This window comes from Pseudomonas sp. TH32 (genome assembly GCF_016650855.1).
Taxonomy (GTDB): domain Bacteria; phylum Pseudomonadota; class Gammaproteobacteria; order Pseudomonadales; family Pseudomonadaceae; genus Aquipseudomonas.
This window is the reverse complement of sequence record NZ_JAEKFA010000002.1, coordinates 810,894-830,457: the sequence shown is the minus strand read 5'-3', so window position 1 is coordinate 830,457 and position 19,564 is coordinate 810,894. Positions and strand designations below refer to the sequence as shown.

At 57.6% G+C, this 19,564-nt stretch carries 16 protein-coding genes, 1 tRNA gene and 3 pseudogenes; 12 read left to right on the top strand and 8 right to left on the bottom strand.

Annotation, left to right across the window (positions count from 1 at the left end):
- Positions 1-352 precede the first annotated feature (352 nt).
- The 4 genes and pseudogenes from JFV30_RS07645 to JFV30_RS07630 form a co-directional block, all read left to right on the top strand.
- Positions 353-2,503 (top strand): TonB-dependent receptor family protein, encoded by a 2,151-nt coding sequence (locus JFV30_RS07645; RefSeq protein WP_201122827.1) that lies wholly within the window; start codon positions 353-355, stop codon positions 2,501-2,503.
- 92 nt (positions 2,504-2,595) lie between these two features.
- Positions 2,596-3,336: an SDR family NAD(P)-dependent oxidoreductase gene (locus JFV30_RS07640; RefSeq protein WP_201122825.1), complete on the top strand. Its 741-nt coding sequence runs from the start codon at positions 2,596-2,598 to the stop codon at positions 3,334-3,336.
- Between the two features lie 28 nt (positions 3,337-3,364).
- Positions 3,365-4,207, top strand: coding sequence for a CmcJ/NvfI family oxidoreductase (locus JFV30_RS07635; protein ID WP_201122823.1), 843 nt, complete (start codon positions 3,365-3,367; stop codon positions 4,205-4,207).
- Positions 4,208-4,320: 113 nt separating this feature from the next.
- A pseudogene (locus JFV30_RS07630) lies at positions 4,321-4,641 on the top strand (VOC family protein); the annotation flags it as partial.
- A gap of 283 nt (positions 4,642-4,924) precedes the next feature.
- On the opposite strand, the gene JFV30_RS07625 reads toward JFV30_RS07630, so the two are convergent.
- Positions 4,925-6,148 carry a LysR family transcriptional regulator gene (locus tag JFV30_RS07625; RefSeq protein ID WP_201122821.1) on the bottom strand — a complete coding sequence of 408 codons (1,224 nt, stop codon included), beginning with the start codon at positions 6,146-6,148 and terminating at the stop codon, positions 4,925-4,927.
- A 157-nt stretch (positions 6,149-6,305) separates the two neighbouring features.
- On the opposite strand from JFV30_RS07625, the gene galB reads away from it, so the two are divergent.
- The 8 genes and pseudogenes from galB to JFV30_RS07585 all read left to right on the top strand — a co-directional run bounded on the left by galB (position 6,306) and on the right by JFV30_RS07585 (position 14,345).
- Positions 6,306-7,040 (top strand): 4-oxalmesaconate hydratase, encoded by a 735-nt coding sequence (gene galB / locus JFV30_RS07620; protein WP_201122819.1) that lies wholly within the window; start codon positions 6,306-6,308, stop codon positions 7,038-7,040.
- Entirely contained in the window at positions 7,037-7,753 is a 717-nt protein-coding gene (locus tag JFV30_RS07615) for a 4-carboxy-4-hydroxy-2-oxoadipate aldolase/oxaloacetate decarboxylase (RefSeq protein WP_201122817.1), read from the top strand. Before galB ends, JFV30_RS07615 begins: the two co-directional genes overlap by 4 nt.
- A gap of 5 nt (positions 7,754-7,758) precedes the next feature.
- A pseudogene (locus tag JFV30_RS07610) lies at positions 7,759-8,846 on the top strand (4-oxalomesaconate tautomerase).
- A complete protein-coding gene (locus tag JFV30_RS07605; protein WP_201122815.1) occupies positions 8,846-9,769 on the top strand; it encodes an NAD(P)-dependent oxidoreductase in 924 nt (307 codons plus the stop codon). The pseudogene JFV30_RS07610 and the gene JFV30_RS07605 overlap by 1 nt, the downstream one beginning before the upstream one ends.
- 27 nt (positions 9,770-9,796) lie before the next feature.
- Complete coding sequence (locus JFV30_RS07600) at positions 9,797-10,681, top strand: LysR family transcriptional regulator (RefSeq protein ID WP_201122813.1); 885 nt, start codon at positions 9,797-9,799, stop codon at positions 10,679-10,681.
- Positions 10,682-10,794: 113 nt separating this feature from the next.
- The gene (locus tag JFV30_RS07595; RefSeq protein ID WP_201122811.1) at positions 10,795-11,658 is read left to right on the top strand and encodes an amidohydrolase family protein; all 864 of its coding nucleotides are present in this window, start codon (positions 10,795-10,797) and stop codon (positions 11,656-11,658) included.
- A 134-nt stretch (positions 11,659-11,792) separates the two neighbouring features.
- Positions 11,793-13,024 (top strand): annotated as a pseudogene (locus JFV30_RS07590) (dicarboxylate/amino acid:cation symporter).
- Positions 13,025-13,115: 91 nt separating this feature from the next.
- The gene (locus JFV30_RS07585; protein WP_201122809.1) at positions 13,116-14,345 is read left to right on the top strand and encodes an OprD family porin; all 1,230 of its coding nucleotides are present in this window, start codon (positions 13,116-13,118) and stop codon (positions 14,343-14,345) included.
- A gap of 293 nt (positions 14,346-14,638) precedes the next feature.
- On the opposite strand, the gene JFV30_RS07580 is transcribed toward JFV30_RS07585, so the two are convergent.
- The 7 genes from JFV30_RS07580 to rpmI form a co-directional block, all read right to left on the bottom strand.
- Positions 14,639-14,715, bottom strand: a tRNA-Pro gene (locus JFV30_RS07580).
- Positions 14,716-14,805: 90 nt separating this feature from the next.
- Positions 14,806-15,162, bottom strand: coding sequence for a MerR family transcriptional regulator (locus tag JFV30_RS07575; protein ID WP_003219935.1), 357 nt, complete (start codon positions 15,160-15,162; stop codon positions 14,806-14,808).
- On the bottom strand, positions 15,143-15,445 hold the full coding sequence (ihfA, locus tag JFV30_RS07570) for an integration host factor subunit alpha (protein ID WP_002553164.1): 303 nt from the start codon (positions 15,443-15,445) through the stop codon (positions 15,143-15,145). The genes JFV30_RS07575 and ihfA overlap by 20 nt, the downstream gene beginning before the upstream one ends.
- A gap of 3 nt (positions 15,446-15,448) precedes the next feature.
- Positions 15,449-17,827, bottom strand: coding sequence for a phenylalanine--tRNA ligase subunit beta (pheT, locus tag JFV30_RS07565; RefSeq protein ID WP_201122807.1), 2,379 nt, complete (start codon positions 17,825-17,827; stop codon positions 15,449-15,451).
- Between the two features lie 26 nt (positions 17,828-17,853).
- Positions 17,854-18,870, bottom strand: a complete 1,017-nt coding sequence (gene pheS / locus JFV30_RS07560; RefSeq protein ID WP_003219939.1) for a phenylalanine--tRNA ligase subunit alpha — start codon at positions 18,868-18,870, stop codon at positions 17,854-17,856.
- Between the two features lie 109 nt (positions 18,871-18,979).
- Positions 18,980-19,336: a 50S ribosomal protein L20 gene (rplT, locus tag JFV30_RS07555; protein ID WP_003219940.1), complete on the bottom strand. Its 357-nt coding sequence runs from the start codon at positions 19,334-19,336 to the stop codon at positions 18,980-18,982.
- Between the two features lie 28 nt (positions 19,337-19,364).
- A complete protein-coding gene (rpmI, locus tag JFV30_RS07550; RefSeq protein ID WP_002553160.1) occupies positions 19,365-19,559 on the bottom strand; it encodes a 50S ribosomal protein L35 in 195 nt (64 codons plus the stop codon).
- Positions 19,560-19,564: the final 5 nt, after the last annotated feature.

Sequence of the window (19,564 nt, the reverse complement as noted above, 5' to 3'; positions counted from 1 at the left end):
GAAACGCCATATTGACCACAAAACCAGCGCAAAACCCTTGTAAAACGGGGCAAAAACTGCCAAACACTTATATGGTTATACCCGTTATACACCCCGGAATTGTTGGCAGCCTTACACACTGCTTATCAACTGTTGCGTTCACGACAGTTGCAGTAATCCCAGCCATTAAAGTTGACTGTTGAGAATCAAACACCGATTCAAAACAAAGTATCCCGCAGAACACTTAACCCGAACTAAGCGCCCGTAATCCTTGGCCAATAGTCTTGGCATAGAAACTGCTCAGAGCGAAACAGGCATGACTATTCGAATAGAAAGCTGGGGCTCATTTATCTATTCACAAGGAACACGCTTAATGGATCCAATCTTTCGGGGAGAGTTGCAAAAGTTGACACTTGCCGTGCGGCAAGCAACTTGGCTGGCGATGGTGGGGCTGGGCTCAGCGCTGGTTTTTTCCGCCAGTGTGCAGGCAGATGATGAGGTCACACCGACGACCGGAACACGGCTAAAGACGGTGACAGTAGAGGCACAAAAAATCACGCCCGTTGAGGCAGCCAAAAGTCAGTTGTCCGAAGTGCCAGGCGGCACCAGCGTGGTCGACAGCGAACAGGTGGCCAAGGGACGGACCGCTACCTTGCAGGACACCCTCGCCTATCAGCCGGGTGTATTCGTGCAGTCCACCGGCGGCAACGACGCGGCCAAGATCTCCATTCGTGGCTCGGGCGCCAACACCTCGCCGGGGTATTTCCGTGAGGGCATCAAGTTCCTGTTCGACGGCTTGCCGATCACCGGCCCGGGCGGCACACCCTACGAATTCCTCAACGGTTCGGGGGTGAACTACACCGAAATCCTGCGGGGTGCCAACGCCTTCCAGTACGGTGCACTGAGCCTTGGCGGCGCCATCAATTTCGTCAACCAGACCGGCTACACCGCACCCGGGCTGCGGGTGCGGGCGGAAACCGGGAGCTACGGCTACAACAAGCAAAGCCTGAGCGTCGGCGGCGTCGAGGGCGCGTTCGATTACTACCTGAATGCCGACAACTACCGCAGCGACGGCTACCGCGACTATAGCCTGTCGAAGAGCCAGGGCGTGGTGGCCAACTTTGGCTACCGCTTCAGCCCGCAACTCGAAACCCGGGTGATGCTGCGTTACCGCGACGAGTTCCACAACGACCCGAGCGCCACCACCCTGGACGCGGTCAAGCACCACTCCGACCGCGCCAGTGCCACCGCCGAAAGCAGCGGCGCCGGCAGCCGTCGCCCCGGCAGCGTATGGCTGGGCAGCAAGACCACCTACACCTTTGAGGACGACGCCACCCTGTCGGTGGGCTTCGTCTACTACCAGTACGCCCACAACAACAGCCCGAACAGCCCGAGCAACCCCAGCTACTGGGACTGGCATGACCTGAGCGCGGTGATCAACTACGACCGGCGCGACACCCTGTTCGGCCACGAAAGCCGCTCCAGCCTGGCCTTCACCTCCACCGAACACCTCAAGGGCCAGGTCGACTCCACCTTCGCCAACAAACAGACGCGCAAGTTCGTCGACTACAGCTCCTCGTTCGATCATGTGTTCTCCCTGGGCAACGACCTGGAACTGGTGGACGGCCTGTGGCTGACCAGCGGCGTATCGGCGATCAACGTGCGCCGCCACGCCGACGTCAAGGAAGCCCTGGTGGCCAACACCACCACTTACCCGAGCGACGTGACCTACGACAACTGGAGCCTGGCACCGCGAGTGGGCGTGCGTTACGAGTTCACCCCGCAACTGCAGGTGTTCGCCAACGTCAGCCGCTCGGTCGATCCACCGGCGTCGTGGGAATACTCCGGCTCCGGGCCGACCACGCCGTACGTAAGGCCGCTGGTGGAGCAGAAAGCCAATACCGTTGAAATCGGGATCAAGGGTTCATCAGGCATCTTCGACGGCAGCCTGGCGCTCTACCGTTCGTGGGTGAAAAATGAATTGCTCAACGTGCAGATCATCCCGGCCACCTCCACAGCCGCGGCGATCACCGGTGCCTTCAACGCGACACCGACGATCCACCAAGGCATAGAGGCCGGCTTGAATACGCGCCTGTGGGAAAACACCTCGGGTGAAAAGGTCACCTTGCGCCAGGTGTACACCTACAACGACTTCTACTACCGGCACGACCCGACCTTCGGCGACAACCAGTTGCCGGGGATTCCGAAGCATATCTACCAGGGCGAGCTGCAGTATCAGCACCCGGCGGGCTTCTATACCGGAGTGAATGTGCAATCGGCCTCGCGTACGGCGGTGGACTATGCCAACAGCTTCTACGCGCCCTCCTACACAATCTTCGGGGCGAACGTGGGGTATGAAACGCCGAGCAAGGACTGGAAGGTGTCGCTGGATTTGAAGAACCTGACCAATCAGAAATACGTGACGGCGGTGCAGCCGTTGTATGACGCGAAGGGGCAGGATACGGCGTCGTTGTATCCAGGGGATGGGATTGGGGCTTATGTGGCGGTGGAAATGCGCTATTGAGTCAGCGCATAACCTTAGCTGTCGATGTTCTTATTCCTCACGCCCGGCGATGGGTAAATTGTTAGCCACGTATCTCATTGAGGAAGTGGCTAATGTCTGAGTCTCGATCCGAGCCTGTGGTGTGGATTGCCGGTGTGGGTGCCGTGGCCGGCCTGGGAGCGGCGCTGGCGCGACGCTTCGCGCGGGAGGGTTTGCAGGTGGCCGTCAGCGGCAGGAGCCCGGACAAGTTGCAGGCTGTGGTCGAGGGCATCCGTGCGCTCGGCGGGGAGGCGGTGGCTATCGTGGCGGACTCGGGAATCGAGTCCGAGGTGATCGCCGCCAGCCAGCAGATCAGCCAGTTGGGCCCCCTCAAGGCCGCGATCTTCAATGTCGGCAACTCCGTCGCAGCGTCGACCCTGGAGTTGAGCGCGCAGTTGTTCGAGCAGACCTGGCGGGCATCGACCCTGGGTGGCTTCCTGTTTGCCCGCGAGGCCACCCGCTTGCTGCTCGCCAGTGGTGGCGGCAGCCTGTTGTTCACCGGGGCTACCGCTTCATTGCGAGGCAAGCCACCGTTCGCCGCCTTTGCTGCCGCGAAGGCGGGCTTGCGCTCACTGAGCCAGTCATTTGCCCGCGAGTTCGGGCCACAAAACGTGCACGTCGCCCATGTGGTCATCGATGGCGCCATCGACGGTGAGCGCGTGCAAAGCCGGGCCCCGGATTACTTGGCGCGACTGGGGGAAGACGGTGCGCTGAAACTCGAAGACATCGCCGACGCCTATTGGTACCTGCACACCCAACCGCGCAGCGCCTGGACCCAGGAACTGGACCTGCGGCCCTTCAAGGAACCCTTCTGAAAACCGCCTCACGCCTGGAGGATTGTTCATGGGAACTCATCAGACTCATCTCGCCCCGCCATCTGTCATCGGCGAACTCAACTACCTGCTGGACACCGGCGAGCGACCGGTGAACTACACCTTCCCGCAGCCAGACGGCACACCCAAGCGCAACGGCGTGCTGGACCCCACCCAAGTGAGTATTCACAACGCCCGGTTGCTCGACGAACTGGCTTGTCTGGATCGCAACGGTTTCGAAAGAATCGACCACACCAGCTCGGTGCCTGACCTGGAAAACGATGATCAGGTCCGTGAACACTACTATCCGGAAACCGAAGCCTTGCTCAAGCAACAGACCGGTGCGGTGAAAGTGGTGATCTTCGACCACACCATCCGGGTGGACGAGCCTGGACGCGAGGACCGCGGGCTGCGTGAGCCGGTGCGGTACGTGCATAACGACCAGACCGAGCGCTCGGCGATTCGCAGGGTACGTGATCATTTGCCTGCGGATGAGGCTGAACAGCGGCTGCTGGAACGGTTTGCGATTATTAACGTCTGGCGGCCGATTGGTGCGCCGGTCCTGAGTACCCCACTCGCCCTGTGCGATGCGCAAAGCATGGCCGAGAGCGACTTGCTGCCCAGCGACCTGGTGTATCGGGACAAGGTTGGCGAGACTTTTTCGGTCAAGGCCAATCCCGCACATCGCTGGTATTACTACCCGCAGTTGCGGCCGGATGAGGTGCTGCTGTTGAAGATCCATGACTCGCGTAGCGATGTTGCAAGGCGCAGCGCGCATACGGCGTTTGATGACCCGACTACGCCGGTGGATGCACCGCTAAGGAGGAGTATCGAGGTGCGGGCGTTGGTGTTTTTTGGGAATGCAGGCAAATAAAAAGGCCGCGAGATAAATCTCGCGGCCTTTTTAAATTATATGGTCGGGACGGAGTGATTCGAACACTCGACCCCTAGCACCCCATTCAGTTAAGCATAAGACATCCTTGGATCGACCATGTATTGGGTGCGCTGGGACAAAAACGCATCATCGATTTAGAAGAAGATGGCTCGGCCTGGGGGGAGAGCACCCCATCGTTCTACGTTCTGAAACCGGCCAACGGTGCTCCTGCAACCGTGGGTAACGGCGTCACCATTAGCTTCGCAGCACCCGACCGCGCAGCCATCGACTCCTTCCACGCCTCAGCGCTGGCCAGTGGGGGCACTGACGAAGGTGCACCGGGGCCACGAGATTGGGCACCCAACGCGTATGCTGCTTACGCGCGTGACCTCGACGGCAACAAGCTGGCCGCCTACTGTTTCACGCCAGCCTAATTGGCATAGGGGGGCAGCCCTTGAGCTGTTCTCCGGACTGCTGGTCCGCACTAGGCGATCGGAGCGGTTGAGGCCGACATGCCCAGAACCGAACATTACAGACTCAAAGACTCATTCACCATTTAGGTGAGAGCACTGTCAGTGCGTCGCAGATCAAGGAGGCGCGGGGTTGAACAAAATCGTTTGTGTTCAGGACAACTACAACCTGCTCCGTTAGGCAGACGAGTTGGCCGCCAAGGAGGATCAAGACACCTTGCTGACGAATGACGAGGTTGAACCTGAGTCAGGACATCTCTGGCATTCTCATCGCCGCCTCCCCTACCACCTCCCGAATCTTGTCCATCAACGCCTTCGCCGCTGGTGATTGAAGCGCCCCCATTCTGGAGATCAGGCCAATCGGCCGCGTAGTGTGGCTAAGGGAAAGCGGCAGTCGCACCAGCTCACCACTGAGCATTTCGTGTTCCAGTTGATGCGCCGAAACGGCGGCGAGCATGTCTGAACGCAGCAGCACACCGCGCAGAATCGCCAGATCGCCCGTTTCAATAACAGGGCTGGGTGCGGCGATACCGATGTGGGCGAAAAATGCGTCCAGCAGTTGCCGCGCAGGGGAACCGGCGCGAGGCAGGACCCATCGGGCGCCACTCAAGTTTTCATAGACTGGCGTTCGCTTCAACCAAGGGTGGTCGCGGCGTACCAGGATCACCATTTCCTCCTGCAGCAAGGCCTCGCTATGCAGATCGCTGGCGTAGGCCGACGGGCGCAGAGCGCCGAGTACAAAATCCACATCGCCAGCGCGCAGTTCACTGGCCAACAAGTCGAACGGGCTTTCGTTGGTGACGATTCGTACCTCGGGGTGTTCCAGGGTCAGTCGCACGATGGCTTCGGGCAGTATTCCCGTGCGTCCCAGAGGTAAGGCCCCCACGTGCACAGCACCTTGAAGGGTGCCACCCAGAGCGGCGATGTCTGCATCGATGTGACGCAACTCATTCAGCGCTCGACGCACCCGTACCAACATCTTAAGGCACAGGCGAGTCGGCAGCACGCCGTGGGGAGTGCGTTCAAACAGCCTAGTGCCGCTGCCCTGTTCAAGGACTTTGATGGCGGCACTGATCGCTGGCTGCGAAATCCCAAGGATATTCGCCGTGGTTTGCATATGGTGGGTTTCACAGAGTTTCGCGAACACTTCCAGGCGGCGGGTCTGGAACAGGTAAAGCGGCTCGGCGGCGCTCCCCATTATCTGACCCAGTAATGGTGGTACAGCTAGCAATTCATCCGTGGCGCGACGAGCGCGAGGAAGTACGCCTTCACCGTAATCGGTCAGACGCATACCGTTGGCGTTGCGCTCAAACAGCAAGGCGCCAAGACGCTTCTCCAGATCGAGAATGGCGCGTGTCACGACGGACTGAGCACGGAAAAGCACGGTTGCAGCTTTAGACACACTGCCGTATTCGACGACACGAATGAACGCCCGAATCTGCATGAGATTGGGGAGTTCAGGACTGTGCATATGCACCTACCAAATTATCAAGGAAGCAGCCCTACAGCATGCAGAAATAATTCCGATAAGTAAAACGCATACATCTTACCGCCGAACGCATTATTCACCACCCACCTCAAATGCGAATGTGGGCTCTATCAAACAGCCGCAAGAAAAGAGCCCTCCAATGATCAATAAAACAAAAACTGCATTAGTCGTCAGCGCCCACTCTGCCGACTTCGTCTGGCGCGCAGGTGGAGCCATCGCCCTGCACGCCGAACAAGGTCACGCCGTTCACATCGTGTGCCTTTCCTATGGAGAAAGAGGTGAGTCGGCCAAGCTCTGGCGTAAAGGCGAGATGTCTGAAGACAAGGTCAAAACCGCGCGTCGCAGTGAGGCTGAAGCTGCAGCGCAGATCCTTGGCGCGAGCGTGGAATTCTTCGACATCGGCGACTACCCGATGCGCGCCGACAAAGAAACGCTGTTTCGTTTGGCCGATGTGTTTCGTCGCGTGCAACCGGAGTTCGTCCTCAGTCACTCGATCAAGGACCCCTATAACTACGATCACCCGCTGGCGATGAACCTGACGCAGGAAGCGCGCATCATCGCTCAAGCTGAAGGCTACAAGCCTGGCGAAAAAATTGTAGGTGCCCCACCCGTTTACAGCTTCGAACCCCATCAGCCTGAGCAATGCGAATGGCGCCCGGATGTGCTGTTGGACATCACCGAGGTCTGGGACAAGAAATACGCCGCCATCCAGTGCATGGCTGGCCAGGAACATCTCTGGGAGTACTACACCCGTGTCGCCCTGCAACGCGGTGTGCAGGCCAAACGCAACGTGGGTATCGCCTCTACCCGTAACATCATTTACGCCGAGGGCTATCAAAGCATCTTCCCACGGGTGACGGAGAACCTGGCATGAGCACACTGATCGGAAAAACCGGCATTGTCGTGCGCAACATTCCCCGTGCTGATTCGGCGCTGATCGACGAACTGGATCGCTTTGGCGTTGCTACCGTGCATGAAGCCCAAGGGCGTAAAGGTCTGTTGGATTCGGCCATTCGTCCCATTCAGCAGAACCAGAGCATCAGCGGAACGGCGGTGACCGTGTTGGTCGCGCCGGGTGACAACTGGATGTTTCACGTGGCGGTCGAACAATGCCAACCCGACGATATCCTGGTGGTCGCGACATCGTCGCCCTGCACCGATGGCTACTTCGGCGACTTGCTCGCCACCTCGTTGATGGCCCGAGGGGTACGCGCCCTGATCATTGACGCCGGGGTACGCGATACCCGAACGCTTCGGGACATGGGCTTCAAGGTCTGGTCCCGGGCGGTTCATGCCCAAGGCACGGTCAAGGAAACTCTGGGTTCGGTCAACGTGCCCATCATCTGCGCCGGCCAATTGGTCGAGCCCGGGGACGTCGTAGTGGCTGACGATGACGGCGTGGTCATTGTGCGCCGCGAAGAGTTGCCCGACGTGTTTGAAACCAGCCGAAAACGCGCTCAAATCGAAGAGCAGAAACGCGTGCGCCTGGCGGCTGGCGAGTTGGGCCTGGATATCTACGCGATGCGTCAGAAGCTCGTCGAGCGTGGCCTGACTTATTACGACAACCTCACTGACGTGCAAGGATGACCTTCATGCGCCAGACCCGAATTCCATGCCTCATGATGCGTGGAGGCACCTCCAAGGGCGTTTACTTCCTGGCTGACGACCTGCCGCCTGAAGGTAAGCTGCGTGATCGAGTATTGCTGGCCGTCATGGGCTCACCCGATACACGCCAGATAGATGGCATCGGGGGCGCAAATTCGTTGACCAGCAAGGTCGCCATCATCAGCCGTTCAGATCGCCCGGATGCTGATGTCGATTATCTGTTTGCTCAGGTTTCAGTCGAACACGCTCAAGTTGATTACGGCCAGAATTGCGGAAACATCCTTGCCGGCGTCGGCCCTTTTTCAATCGAGCGGGAGCTGATCAGCGCAGGCGAATCGATGACGACTGTGCGGATTTTCATGGTGAATACCGGCCAGATCGCCGTGGCTGACGTCCCCACACCAGGTCGCATCGTCGAGTACGCAGGGGATACCCGCATCGATGGCGTTCCTGGCACCAGTGCTCCTCTGATTGTCGAGTTCGAAAACATTGCCGGCTCCAGTTGCGGAGCGCTCTTGCCTACCGGAAATACCATTGACCGCTTCGATGGCATTGAAGTGACGTGTATCGACAATGGAATGCCTGTTGTGCTGATCAGGGCGACTGATGTGGGGTGCACGGGCGATGAAAACCCCGAGCAACTGGACGCCAACATGGCACTCAAAGCGTTGCTGGAATCGATCCGGCTGCAGGCGGGCCCGTTGATGAATCTGGGGGATGTGCGCGAGCGCACCGTACCGAAAATGTCCCTGATAGCAGCCCCCGCAACGGAGGCGCCATTGGCAGCCGTACCTTCATTCCTCACCGCTGTCACACCTCAATCGGGGTGTTCGGCGCTGTCAGTGTCGCCTCTGCCTGCCTGATTCCAGGGACAGTCGCGAGCAGTTTGGCCCAAGTAGAAACCGGTGATCGAGTCCAATTGTCTGTCGAGCATCCAACCGGCGAGTTCACGGTGGAGCTGCGTGTGATTGACGGTCAGTTAGCCGGTTGCGGGTTGGTGCGCACGGCCCGGCTGTTGTTCGAAGGCAACGTGCTCATTCCTGGGAACGTCTGGCAAAAACCGGTGAAATCGTAATGACCACGACCGTATCCATGATCGGCTTCGGCGAAGCCGGTGCCATTCTGGGCGAGGATCTTGCGGCACAGGGCGTAAAGATCTACGCCTATGATCGCCTCCTTGAAGACCCGGCCAAACGAGCAGCGCTGCATGAAAAAGCCCAGCGGTGTGGCGTTCAACTGTGCGAGAGTGCGGCTCAAGCGATAGCGCTTGGCGAGTGGATCATTTCAGCCGTCACAGCGGATAACGCACTCGAAGTCGCACTGAGCGCGGCGTCACTGATGAAGCCCGGACAGCTGTTCATCGACATCAACTCAGTGGCGCCCTCTACCAAGCGCGCAGCGGCCATAGCGATGCAGCAGCATGGCGTCGATTACATCGATGCCGCCGTCATGGCACCGGTACCACCGCAACGCTTGAAAACACCGATCCTGTTAGGCGGCCAACACGCCACCCTGGTCGCTGAACGATTAAGCGGCCTAGGCATGAACGTGCGGGTAGTGGCGGAGGTGGTTGGCGTAGCGTCGGCGATAAAGATGTGTCGAAGCATCATGATCAAAGGCCTGGAAGCACTCACCACCGAATGCTTGAGCACCGCTCGCCAATACCATGCCGAGGACGAAGTGCTGGCGTCATTGCACAAGAGTTTCCCGCAGATGGGTTGGGACGGCGCACTCCCCCACTACCTGATCAGTCGCGTGGCAGAGCACGGTCGGCGCCGCGCGGAGGAAATGAAAGAGGTCGCAAAAACCGCTCGCGACGTCGACGTGGTTCCGAACATGAGCCAAGCCATCGTCAGCGCCCAACTCGGGCTCGTCGATGCCATGCTTGATGCCGATATTAATTACTCACACCTTGAGCCATTCGACTGGATAAACCTGATCGACACGCTGTATGGCAAGCCAATCACTCATGAAAGTGCTGTCCGGGAAAAGCGGTAACATAGCGTTTTTCTCGGAGTGGCACCCATGGACCTAAAACAGCTCGAATGTTTCGTACGGGTGGCTGAGTTTGGAAGTTTCACCAAGGCCGCCGCGGTACTGAACATTTCTCAGTCGGTCGTCAGCCGTCAGGTCAGGCAGCTTGAGGTCGAACTGCAAGAGCATCTGCTCTTGCGAAATGGTCGAGGTGTTTTACTGACCGCTTCCGGGCAACGCTTGTTCGATCATGGCAAAGGCATCTTGCGGCAGGTGCAAGTGGCTCGTGAAGACCTGCGCGAACAACGCGACACATTGTCTGGCAAGGTAGTGGTCGGGCTTCCTCCAAGTATTTCCCGGCGCCACACCGTGGCAGTGGTCTCTGCCTTCCGAGAGCGCTTTCCTGACTGCATATTGGGGATCAAGGAAGGCCTGACTCATTCGATGCGCGAGTGGCTGCTTCTGGGTCGCCTGGATTTCGCACTGCTCTTCAATCCTGGCCACAGCGCACAACTGCAATATGAGCACATCCACTCAGAACCGTTGATGCTCATAGGTAGCCAGCACTCCAACCTCCCTTCCCAGGTATCGATGAAAGACTTGGGCCAATATCCTTTAATCACTCCCAGCGAGCCTCACTCCATACGCCGCCTCATCGAGAATGAAGCGTCGAGGCATGAGGTGCATCTGAATGTTTGCCTGGAGGTCGATAGCATCCCGTCGCTATTGGAGCTGATCAATCTCAACATGGGTTACGGCGTACTGTTTCGCTCGGCTTTGGCAAACGGCGACGGGAAGCTCGAAGGACTCAACGCTGCACAGATCGTTGATCCGTCCATCCAGACACACTTATTTATCGCCACGTTTGAGCAGCGTCCGCTGTCTCGCCTGGCAGAACAGACAATGTCATTGGTTCGTGAGATCTGCATAGACTGAATAGATGCATGCAAAATCCGCATAACTGCTAGAGCCTGTGTCTTGTTGTTGTAAGGCGTCGAGACGGCCACCATCGGCTATCGCTTCCGCTAACGATAACTAAAGGACACGAGATGAAAACCTGCCTCGCCCCTGACGCCAATCCTACAAAACCAAAGCAGCCACTTCCTGTGGGCGCTTGGGATGCTCACTGCCACGTTTTCGGCCCTGCGGCTGACTTCCCTTATGCAGAAGATCGTAGCTATACCCCGCCAGACGCCCCGTTTGAAACGTTACGGGCATTGCACGACCACTTGGGATTCACTCGCGGTGTAATTGTCCAGGCCAGTTGTCACGGAAGTGACAATCGCGCGATGTTGGACGCTATCGCTCGCAGTGAAGGACGGTATCGAGGCGTAGCAATCGTTGACGGTAGTGAGACCGATGAATACCTTGCCGAGATGGACGCTGGAGGTGTTCGTGGCGTGCGGTTCAACTTCGTTGCACACCTGGGTGGCGCACCCGATCTGGAGGTCTTTGATAGCACAGTGGACCGCCTTGCGGATTTGGGATGGCATGTCGTCCTGCACCTTGATGCACAGGACATCCTGACCTATGCGGACAGATTGGCGCGGATACCCGTTCCTTTCATCATCGATCACATGGGCAGGGTCAAAGCTCAGGACGGCATCGAACAGCAGTCCTTCCTTGCATTGCAGCAACTGATGGAAAATCCGTTGGCATGGGTCAAGGTATGCGGCGCAGAACGCGTATCCGTGGGTCGGCGACCGTTCAATGATGCCGCTCCGTTCGCTGAGAGACTCCTTGAAATTGCTCCAGATCGCGTTCTGTGGGGCACTGATTGGCCGCATCCGAACATCAGTAAAGACATGCCCAACGACGGCGAGCTGGTTGATCTGATGTTCGACTTCTGTACCGATCCTCTGCTGCGTCAAAAACTGCTGATCGATAACCCGATGAAGCTATACGGACGCTAAGCGCAACACCTTTGCTGCACCTCCAAAAATAAGACTTTCAGTGAGTGAACGCCATGAACCCCAGTCCTGCATCTGCTCAGGTAAACGTAAGCATTCCTATCAAGGTGAAGACTAAGCCGCCCTTCTATCGCGCGATGTACTTTCAAGTCCTTTTGGGGATTATCGCGGGAGTCGCCGTCGGCCACTTCTGGCCCACCTTTGCTGCCGACCTCAAGCCGCTGGGCGATGCGTTCATCAAGCTGATCAAGATGATTATCGGCCCTGTGGTTTTCTGCACAGTCGTTACCGGCATCGCCGGTATGCGCGATTTGAAAAAGTGGGTCGAGTCGGAGGGAAAGCACTGCTCTACTTCGAAGTCATCTCCACTGTTTCACTGCTGATCGGCCTTATCGGTGGTCACCTGTTTAGTCCAGGTGCAGGTTTCAATGTGGATGTGAATTCGCTGGACGCGTCGGCGGTCACCGGGTTCGCCGAGAAAGCTCAGCACATGCACATGGTCGAATTTCTGATGGGGATCATCCCCTCGACGTTTGTTCAGGCCTTTGCTGAAGGGAATGTGCTTTGCATATTGCTGGTCTCCGTACTCTTCGGGTGCGCCTTGTCAGCCATGGGAGAGAAAGGCAAACCGGTCTACGACATGATCGAAGGTCTGTCGGGTGTGTTCTTTCGCATCGTGCATATCATCGCCAAGCTTTCCGCCATCGGTGCATTCGGCGCCATCGCGTTCACCGTCGGTACTTACGGCGTCGGCGCACTTCTCCCTCTCATGAAACTGGTGGGCAGCTTCTACATTTTGTGCGCGTTGTTCGTGATTGTGGTGCTGGGTGGAGTCGCGAAAATTTGCGGGTTCAGCATCCTGCGCTTTATCTCTTATATCAAAGAGGAGTTGTTGGTCGTTCTCGGCACCAGTTCGTCGGAAGTCGTTCTGCCTCAGATCATGGAAAAAATGGAACGACTGGGCTGCTCCAAACCTGTCGTCGGGCTGGTTATTCCCACGGGTTATTCCTTCAACCTCGACGGTACCAACATCTATCTGACGATGTCGGTGCTGTTCATCGCTCAAGCGCTGAATATCGACCTGTCACTTTCTCAGCAACTGACGTTAGTCATCGTGGCCATGCTCACCTCCAAAGGTGCCAGCGGTGTGTCAGGGGCAGCCTTCGTCATGTTGACCAGCACCTTGATGGTGGTGCCGCTTGTACCGGTGGCGGGCATGGTATTGATTCTGGGTATCCACCGCTTCATGGGCACCGGACTTGCCATGACTAACCTGGTGGGTAACGGCGTTGCCGCATTGGTTGTCTCAGCGTGGGAAAAAGAACTGGATCGCGACAAGCTCGCTCTGGAACTTGGCACCAAACCGTAAAACTTCTGCTCTATCGATCACACCATTTCTAAACAGTCCCTGTTCGGTCCAGCACCGAGCAGCGACTCCCTGCGTCAGGAAAATAATAAAAATGAACCGCGCCTTATATGTTGCTTTGCTCACACCTGTACTTATCTCCATCGACACCTCAATGGCCGATGACTTTATCGCGGACAGCAAGATTCGCCTGGAAGCACGAAACTTCTACTACAACGGGGATTTTCGTCAGGGAACGGGCGTCTCCAAAAGAGAAGAATGGGCTCAAGGTTTTTTGCTCAACTATGAGTCGGGATACACACCGGGAATCATCGGCTTTGGCGTCGACGCACTGGTGTTTGCGGGCTACAAACTGGACTCGAGCCCAGACCGTTCCGGTAGCGGCCTCCTCCCCAAACGGGCTTCCGGTGAGGCCGTTGATGAATATTCAAAAGCAGGCTATGGCGTCAAACTCAAAATATCTCAGACATCCTTGCGCTATGGAATGTCATTGCCAAAGGTTCCGGTTCTTCAGTACAACAACAGTCGACTGCTTCCTCAGACATTCCAGGGCTGGCAGATCAACTCTACCGACGTAGATCGCCTGACCTTGAACCTGGCTCAATTCGATAAGACGATTACGCCCGACTCTACCGACCTTCAGGACATCACCCTCGCGGTGAAAGACGGTCGCTATCGTGCAACCGGTATCGGCGATAACTATCGATATGGCGGCGGGACCTACAAGCTGACGCCAGCGCTAAGTGCAACGTACTTTTATGGCGAGCTTGATGATGTGTACCGCCAGCAGTTCGCTGGGTTGATACACAACACGCGCCTCGGCAAAGGTACGTTGACCACTGACCTGCGTGCTTTCTCAAGTCGTGATGTTGGCGCAGCTAAAGCAGGAGAGGTTGATAACCGCGCATACGCTGGCGCGCTCGGCTACGCCCTGGACAATGGGCATAGCGTCATGGCGACCTACCAAGTCATGGGCGGTGCTACGGGCTTTCCTTACATCAATAACCCCTACCTGCCCAACTACGTTCAGTACCACGACTTCGGAAGCGCTGGCGAACGTAGCTGGCAGCTGCGGTATGGTTACGACTTCGCAGCCATGGGTATCCCAGGATTGAGCTTTTTCACTGCCTATATCCGGGGAGACGGTCTGAAGACGGTCGGTGCCGAGAAAGAGTGGGAGCGAGATGTGGACGTAAACTACGCCTTCCAGGGATCGTTGAAGGGGTTCTCTGTGCGATTACGGAATGCAACTTATCGAAGTGACGCTGCCAGAGATATTGACGAGACACGCTTGATCGCAAGCTACTTGTTCACATCCTTTTAAACTGAAGGCTAATACCGTTGGAGAGAGGTCAGTTACGCTGCGCAATAGCGTTTCACGGACGGCCGCCCGCAACGCCAAGACTGGGGATTACAGAATGCTGTGATCGACGACCGGCATCTTTGGCCCAGGCTGCGTGAAAACGCATGGGCCGTTTTGAAGTCTGCGTTGCTACGTTAAATCTGCCAGCATTATGCGCTGTAGATTCCACTTAGAGCCAGCCGGTTTGTAGGGGTAAAAACGCCAAAAAACAAAAAGGGGTCGCGAGATAAAATCTCGCAACCCCTTGAATTATATGGTCGGGACGGAGTGATTCGAACACTCGACCCCTAGCACCCCATGCTAGTGCGCTACCGGACTGCGCTACGCCCCGACTAGGCGTGTTACTGGGTTCGCTTCGCAACGAAGCGATCAGGAATATACCGCAAGCTTTTGAAATGTGGAAGTATTTTAAAAGCCGGAATTACTTCTTCAAAACCACCAGCACATCTTCGAGTTCGGAGATCATCTGGCGGATCATTTGCTTGTATTGGGTGGTGTCGTCTTTGGCTTCATCACCGGACATACGCTGGCGCGCGCCGCTGATGGTGAACCCCTGGTCGTACAGCAACGCGCGGATCTGTCGGATCATCAGCACATCCTGGCGCTGATAATACCGACGGTTCCCGGTGCGTTTGACGGGGTTGAGTTGAGGAAACTCCTGCTCCCAATAGCGCAGCACGTGCGGTTTTACCGCACAGAGCTCGCTGACTTCACCGATGGTGAAGTAGCGTTTGCCTGGGATGACGGGCAGTTCGTCGTTATGACTTGGTTCCAGCATAAGCCTCAACTCGGGCCTTCAACTTCTGCCCTGGACGAAAGGTGACCACACGGCGAGCCGTGATCGGGATTTCTTCTCCCGTTTTTGGATTGCGGCCAGGCCGCTGGCGTTTGTCCCGCAGGTCAAAATTGCCGAAACCGGACAATTTGACCTGTTCGTTGTCTTCAAGTGCGTGCCTGATTTCTTCAAAGAACAGCTCGACCAATTCCTTGGCCTCGCGCTTGTTCAGGCCCAGCTCTTCATACAGACGTTCCGCCATCTCAGCTTTCGTCAAAGCCCCCATACGTCACTTCCTTAACGTGGCGTTCAACCTTTGTTCGAGCGAGGTGAGGATATTTTGCGTCGTCGTATTCACCTCATCGTCATTAAGAGTGCGCGATGGATGCTGCCAGGTCAAGCCAACTGCAAGGCTTTTTCTATGCGGATCAATGCCTTTACCCTGATAGACGTCAAATAGCCTGAGGTCTGTCAGCCATTCCCCTGCATTTTCACGGATTACGTCCAGAACAGCACTGGCCGCAACACCTTGATCGGCAATCAGCGCCAGATCACGTCGTACTTCAGGGAAACGCGACAACTCGCTGAATTTAGGCATTTTGCCCGAGGCCACTTCAGCCAAGACTAGCTCAAAAACGAAGACTGGACGGTCCAGCCCCAAGGTTTTCGACAGTTCCGGGTGAATCGCGCCAACGAAGCCCACCAGGCGACCTTCACGTTCGATACGGGCGGTCTGGCCCGGGTGCAACGCCGGGTGTTTGCCAGGGGTGAAAGTGAAGGCATCCAGCGCACCGGCAAAGCCCAGCACCGCTTCCACATCAGCCTTGACGTCGAAGAAGTCGACGGTGTCGCGACCTTGTGCCCAGCCTTCCGGCAGACGGCTGCCGCAAACCACGCCAGCCAGCATCGGCTCTTGTTTCAGGCCATCCAACTGACCGACAAAACGCAGCCCGCTTTCGAACATGCGCACGCGGTCTTGCTGACGGTTCAGGTTGTGGGACAGCGCCTTCACCAGACCCGGCCACAGCGACGAGCGCATGGCGGCCATGTCGTTGGAGATCGGGTTAGCCAGCAACAGCGGCTCGACACCCGGGTTGAACAGTTCGAATTGCTTTGGATCGATGAAGCTGTAGGTCACCGCTTCCTGATAACCACGGGCAACCAGCAGGCGACGCAGTTCCGGCAGGTGTGCACGGGCTTCGGCTTTCGGCTGCGGCGCCAGGCGCGCTTGCGGGTAACGAACCGGCAGGCGGTTGTAGCCGTACAGGCGGGCCAGTTCTTCGATCAGGTCGACTTCCAGGCTGATATCGAAGCGATGGCTTGGCACTTCTACGTGCCACTGCCCTGCTTCACCGGCCGAGATGCCGAGGCCGAGTGCCGACAGCAGGCGCTCGATTTCAACCGGCTCGATCACCAGGCCGAGCATTTGCTCAACGGCCTTGGCGCGCAGGATGATCGGTGCAACCGACGGCAGGTGCTGTTCGCTGACGGTTTCGATGATCGGGCCGGCTTCGCCACCAGTGATTTCCAGCAGCAGGCCAGTGGCGCGCTCCATGGCTTCACGGGCCAGCTGCCAGTCCACGCCACGCTCGTAGCGGTGCGAGGCGTCGGTGTGCAGGCCGTAGGAACGGGCCTTGCCAGCGATGGCGATCTGATCGAAGAAAGCGCTTTCGAGAAAGATGTCGCGAGTGGTTGCGGACACGCCGCTGTGCTCGCCACCCATCACGCCGGCAATCGCCAGGGCGCGGGAATGGTCAGCAATCACCAGGGTGTCGGCGCGCAGGCTGACTTCCTGGCCGTCGAGCAGCACCAGCTTCTCGCCTTCCTCGGCCATGCGCACGCGGATGCCGCCGTTGATTTCGGCGAGATCGAATGCGTGCAGCGGTTGGCCCAGCTCCAGCATCACGTAGTTGGTGATGTCGACGGCAGCATCAATGCTGCGCACTTCGGAGCGACGCAGACGCTCAACCATCCACAGCGGGGTTGGCTTCGACAGGTCGACATTACGGATCACACGACCCAGGTAACGCGGGCAGGCGTTGGGTGCCAGCACTTCGATCGAACGTACTTCGTCGTGCACGGCAGGTACCGCTGCAACCACTGGGCGGGTCACGGCCGCGGCGTACAGTGCGCCCACTTCACGTGCCAGGCCAGCCAGGGACAGGCAGTCGCCGCGGTTCGGGGTCAGGTCGACCTCGATGCTGGCGTCTTCCAGCTCCAGGTAGACACGGATGTCCTGGCCCACTGGCGCGTCGGCCGGCAGCTCCATCAGGCCATCATTGCCTTCACCGACCTGCAGCTCTGCCTGGGAACACAGCATGCCGTTGGATTCAACGCCACGCAGCTTGGCCTTCTTGATCTTGAAGTCGCCCGGCAGCTCGGCACCGATCATGGCGAACGGGATTTTCAGGCCCGGGCGCACGTTGGGCGCTCCGCACACGACCTGGAAAGTTTCCGCGCCATTGCTGACCTGGCATACACGCAATTTGTCGGCGTCAGGGTGCTGCTCGGTGCTCAGCACCTCGCCCACTACCACGCCACTGAAAACACCGGCGGCCGGCGTAACGCTATCGACCTCAAGGCCGGCCATCGACAGACGGGCAACCAGCTCGTCGCGACTTACCTGCGGGCTTACCCAGCCACGCAGCCATTGTTCACTGAATTTCATCCTGCTCTCCTAAAGATCCGTTACGACTAGCGAAATTGCGCGAGGAACCGCAAGTCGTTGTCGAAGAACAGACGCAAGTCGTTCACGCCGTAACGCAGCATGGCCAGACGCTCAACGCCCATGCCGAAGGCAAAGCCCGAGAATTCTTCCGGGTCGATCCCGGACATGCGCAGCACGTTGGGGTGAACCATGCCGCAACCCATCACTTCCAGCCAGCCGGTCTGTTTGCAGACGCGGCAGCCTTTACCGCTGCACATCACGCATTCCATGTCGACTTCAGCGGATGGCTCGGTGAACGGGAAGAACGATGGACGGAAACGCACCGCCAGCTCTTTCTCGAAGAACACCCGCAGGAACTCTTCGATGGTGCCTTTGAGGTCGGCGAAGTTGATGTCGCGATCAACCAGCAGGCCTTCGACCTGGTGGAACATCGGCGAGTGGGTGATATCGGAGTCGCTGCGGTACACACGGCCTGGGCAGACGATGCGGATCGGCGGCTTCTGCGATTCCATGGTGCGGACCTGTACCGGCGAGGTATGGGTGCGCAGCAGCATGTTCGCATTGAAATAGAAGGTGTCATGCATCGACCGGGCCGGGTGATGGCCTGGGATGTTGAGCGCCTCGAAGTTGTGATAGTCGTCTTCGACCTCAGGGCCTTCGGCAATGCCGTAGCCGATGTGGGTGAAGAACTGCTCGATACGTTCCAGAGTCCGGGTAATCGGATGCAGACCGCCCGAGGTCTGGCCACGGCCAGGCAGGGTCACGTCAATGGACTCGGCGGCGAGTTTGGCCGCAAGATCGGCCTCCTCGAGCGACGCCTTGCGCGCATTGAGAACCTCTGTAACACGCTCCTTGGCCACGTTGATCAGCGCGCCGACTTGCGGACGCTCTTCAGCCGGCAAATTCCCCAGGGTCTTCATCACCTGAGTCAATTCACCCTTTTTGCCAAGGTAGTGAACCCGGATTTGCTCCAGGGCATTGATATCTTCTGCGCTTTGCACAGCCTCTAGTGCTTGAGAGACCAGCGCATCCAGGTTTTCCATGTACAGACTCCAGATACAAAATAGGGGAAGAGCTTGAAGGCTCTTCCCCTATTTAAGACGTTTAACACCTTGGGCCACGAAAGCGGCCCAGGGTGACTGTCGGGGGTACTTAAGCCAAGGTGGCTTTAGCTTTCTCGACAATCGCAGCAAACGCCGCTTTTTCGTTCACTGCCAGATCAGCCAGAACCTTACGGTCGATCTCGATGGACGCTTTCTTCAGGCCAGCAATGAAACGGCTGTAGGACAGACCGTTAACACGTGCACCGGCGTTGATACGAGCGATCCACAGAGCGCGGAACTGACGTTTTTTCTGACGACGGTCACGGTAGGCGTATTGGCCAGCCTTAATAACCGCTTGCTTGGCAACACGGAATACGCGTGAACGCGCGCCGTAGTAGCCTTTAGCAAGTTTCAGAATTTTCTTGTGGCGCTTACGCGCCATGACGCCACGCTTTACACGAGCCATGAGTTACTTCCTCTATTCTTGACTAAAATTAACGAAGGCGCAGCATGCGCTCGACTTTTGCCACGTCAGACGGATGCAGCAAGCTGCTACCGCGCAGTTGACGCTTACGCTTGGTCGACATTTTAGTCAGGATGTGGCTCTTGAAAGCGTGCTTGTGCTTGATACCGTTAGCAGTTTTCAGAAACCGCTTAGCAGCACCACTTTTAGTTTTCATCTTTGGCATGTTCG

What these genes read in the sequence shown, in the direction of transcription:
- JFV30_RS07645 (WP_201122827.1), top strand. Translation starts at nt 353, where the DNA reads ATGGATCCAATCTTTCGGGGAGAGTTGCAAAAGTTGACACTTGCCGTG.
- JFV30_RS07640 (WP_201122825.1), top strand. Translation starts at nt 2,596, where the DNA reads ATGTCTGAGTCTCGATCCGAGCCTGTGGTGTGGATTGCCGGTGTGGGT.
- JFV30_RS07635 (WP_201122823.1), top strand. Translation starts at nt 3,365, where the DNA reads ATGGGAACTCATCAGACTCATCTCGCCCCGCCATCTGTCATCGGCGAA.
- JFV30_RS07625 (WP_201122821.1), bottom strand. Translation starts at nt 6,148, where the DNA reads ATGCACAGTCCTGAACTCCCCAATCTCATGCAGATTCGGGCGTTCATT.
- galB (WP_201122819.1), top strand. Translation starts at nt 6,306, where the DNA reads ATGATCAATAAAACAAAAACTGCATTAGTCGTCAGCGCCCACTCTGCC.
- JFV30_RS07615 (WP_201122817.1), top strand. Translation starts at nt 7,037, where the DNA reads ATGAGCACACTGATCGGAAAAACCGGCATTGTCGTGCGCAACATTCCC.
- JFV30_RS07605 (WP_201122815.1), top strand. Translation starts at nt 8,846, where the DNA reads ATGACCACGACCGTATCCATGATCGGCTTCGGCGAAGCCGGTGCCATT.
- JFV30_RS07600 (WP_201122813.1), top strand. Translation starts at nt 9,797, where the DNA reads ATGGACCTAAAACAGCTCGAATGTTTCGTACGGGTGGCTGAGTTTGGA.
- JFV30_RS07595 (WP_201122811.1), top strand. Translation starts at nt 10,795, where the DNA reads ATGAAAACCTGCCTCGCCCCTGACGCCAATCCTACAAAACCAAAGCAG.
- JFV30_RS07585 (WP_201122809.1), top strand. Translation starts at nt 13,116, where the DNA reads ATGAACCGCGCCTTATATGTTGCTTTGCTCACACCTGTACTTATCTCC.
- JFV30_RS07575 (WP_003219935.1), bottom strand. Translation starts at nt 15,162, where the DNA reads ATGCTGGAACCAAGTCATAACGACGAACTGCCCGTCATCCCAGGCAAA.
- ihfA (WP_002553164.1), bottom strand. Translation starts at nt 15,445, where the DNA reads ATGGGGGCTTTGACGAAAGCTGAGATGGCGGAACGTCTGTATGAAGAG.
- pheT (WP_201122807.1), bottom strand. Translation starts at nt 17,827, where the DNA reads ATGAAATTCAGTGAACAATGGCTGCGTGGCTGGGTAAGCCCGCAGGTA.
- pheS (WP_003219939.1), bottom strand. Translation starts at nt 18,870, where the DNA reads ATGGAAAACCTGGATGCGCTGGTCTCTCAAGCACTAGAGGCTGTGCAA.
- rplT (WP_003219940.1), bottom strand. Translation starts at nt 19,336, where the DNA reads ATGGCTCGTGTAAAGCGTGGCGTCATGGCGCGTAAGCGCCACAAGAAA.
- rpmI (WP_002553160.1), bottom strand. Translation starts at nt 19,559, where the DNA reads ATGCCAAAGATGAAAACTAAAAGTGGTGCTGCTAAGCGGTTTCTGAAA.